Annotated in this window: 2 protein-coding genes; both read left to right on the top strand. The window is 59.1% G+C overall.

What is annotated here, in order from left to right:
• The first annotated feature begins 287 nt into the window (after positions 1-287).
• The gene (locus KGA98_RS28395) at positions 288-701 is read left to right on the top strand and encodes a DUF4398 domain-containing protein (RefSeq protein ID WP_223504977.1); all 414 of its coding nucleotides are present in this window, start codon (positions 288-290) and stop codon (positions 699-701) included.
• A 45-nt stretch (positions 702-746) separates the two neighbouring features.
• Positions 747-1,544 (top strand): OmpA family protein, encoded by a 798-nt coding sequence (locus tag KGA98_RS28390; RefSeq protein ID WP_223504975.1) that lies wholly within the window; start codon positions 747-749, stop codon positions 1,542-1,544.
• Positions 1,545-1,615: the final 71 nt, after the last annotated feature.

Here is a 1,615-nt window from a genome sequence, read left to right as displayed (position 1 = left end):
GTTTAACATTCGACATCTACGTTGACTGATAGACCGCTTTCGCGAGCAAGCCCGCTCCCACATCAGCCCGTGTGCCAATTCAAAAAATTGCGCTTCTCCTGCCCGATAGGGCGCTGTCGACTCGATCCAGGTTTTTCGATAGCCGGCTAAATTCTCTGAACTTTCAAAAAAAGCCTCGGGTCAACCCAAGTAACCACGCCTGGGACGAGCGTTTCAAAATACCCCGCAATTGATGGTTTCAGCGCCCTGCCCAGGGTGGACTTCGACGTTTTTCAGGAACTGGCCCAATGGAGTTGAAGACCATGAAAACCCGAATCGCAAACCCCTCATTCACCTGTTCGCGTAGCCTCAAACTGGCGGCGTTGGCCCTGGGCAGCAGCCTGGTCCTGGCCGGCTGCGCCGGTAACCCGCCGACCGAGCAGTACGCGGTCACCCAATCGGCCGTCAACGACGCCGTGAGCGCCGGCGGCACCGAGTTCGCCGCCGTGGAAATGAAGTCGGCCCAGGACAAGCTCAAGCAAGCCGAAATCGCCATGCACGACAAAAAATACGACCAGGCCCGGATACTCGCCGAACAGGCCGAGTGGGACGCTCGCGTGGCCGAGCGCAAGGCCCAGGCGATGAAGGCCGAACAATCAGTGAAGGACGCGCAGAAAGGCGTTCAGGAATTGCGTCAGGAAAGCCAGCGCACCGTTCAGTAAGCGGCGCGGCACCACGCATTCCCACTCGACTAAAAGGACGAAATCATGAAATCCAATCAATTGATGATCCCTGCCCTGCTGGCTGTCACCGTAACCCTGGCAGCCTGCTCCACACCACCGAACGCCAACCTCGAACAGGCCCGCACCAACTACACCGGCCTGCAAACCGATCCGCAAGCGGCCAAGGTTGCGGCCCTGGAAACCAAGGAAGCCAGCGACTATCTGGACAAGGCCGATAAGGCCTACAAGGACAAGGAGGACGTGACCACGGTCGACCAGCTTGCCTATTTGACCAACCAGCGCGTCGAAGTGGCCAAGCAGACCATCGCCCTGCGCACCGCCGAGGCCAGCCTGAAAGATGCCTCGGCGCAACGGGCTCAGGCGCGCCTTGACGCCCGTGATCAGCAGATCAAACAGTTGAAGGACAGCCTCAACGCCAGGCAGACCGATCGCGGGACACTGGTGACCTTCGGTGATGTGCTGTTCGCCACCGACAAGGCCGAGCTGAAATCCAACGGCCTGGCGAACATCAACAAACTGGCGCAGTACCTACAGGAAAACCCCGAGCGCAAAGTGATTGTCGAGGGCTATACCGACAGCACCGGTACGGCGTCGCACAACCAGTCGCTGTCGGAACGTCGCGCGGGTTCCGTGCGTGCGGCACTGGTGAAGATGGGCGTTGATCCTGCGCGTATCGTCGCCCAGGGTTACGGCAAGGAGTATCCGGTGGCGGATAACAGCAGCACTTCGGGCCGGGCGATGAACCGTCGGGTGGAGGTGACCATCTCCAATGACAATCAGCCGGTAATGCCGCGTTCGGCGGTGAGTTCATACACCCAGTAATCCACAACACAAACCAATGTGGGAGCGGGCTTGCTCGCGAAGGCGGTGTATCAGTCAACATTATTGTTGAA

The sequence above is a fragment of the Pseudomonas sp. BF-R-24 genome, from assembly GCF_019947335.1.
GTDB classification, from domain to species: Bacteria; Pseudomonadota; Gammaproteobacteria; order Pseudomonadales; family Pseudomonadaceae; genus Aquipseudomonas; species Aquipseudomonas jessenii.
The sequence above is the reverse complement of the archived record's forward strand: the minus strand, read 5'-3'. Positions and strand labels throughout refer to the sequence as shown.

Bases quoted from the DNA above. Each gene is read 5' to 3' on its own strand.
- KGA98_RS28395 (WP_223504977.1), top strand. From the start codon at position 288: ATGGAGTTGAAGACCATGAAAACCCGAATCGCAAACCCCTCATTCACC.
- KGA98_RS28390 (WP_223504975.1), top strand. From the start codon at position 747: ATGAAATCCAATCAATTGATGATCCCTGCCCTGCTGGCTGTCACCGTA.